Annotated in this window: 1 protein-coding gene; it reads right to left on the bottom strand. The window is 59.3% G+C overall.

Features of this window, described 5'->3' with window-relative positions; genetic code table 11:
- Nucleotides 1–43 precede the first annotated feature (43 nt).
- Nucleotides 44–391: hypothetical protein (locus tag AC1D0P_RS31300; protein ID WP_477680282.1), on the bottom strand; the 348-nt coding region annotated here is incomplete at its 5' end.

Below are 391 nucleotides of genomic sequence, written 5' to 3'. Positions count from 1 at the left end.
AGCAGCGCCATCTTGCCAAGCAGGCTGACAAGAAGGCTGGCGGCTAACCCTTCCACAATGGCAGACCAAAATCCCCGGCAACGGCGGGATCGGCGGTATAGATCGGCATGCCCATCGCCATCAATTGCTTGAGCATGGCGCTGTCCTTGCCGACATGCTTGCGCTCGAGGTTTTCGGCATTATAGACATGCCCGGTCGAATTGGGATTGATGCCGGAGAGGATCACCGCACGGGCGCCGCTGTGCAGCGCCAGGAGAACGGCGATGATACCATTCGAATATTTGGTCGAGGCGTCGAGCTCGAAATTGAGTTCGCCGGTGACGGTGCGCACCAGGGCGACACGCCGGTAACGGTCGATCAGGGTCAGGTTGGCATAGCTGTAGCCCATAGC

Source organism: Polaromonas sp. P1_G2, from assembly GCF_056405515.1.
This window is presented reverse-complemented; position numbering and strand designations above follow the sequence as displayed.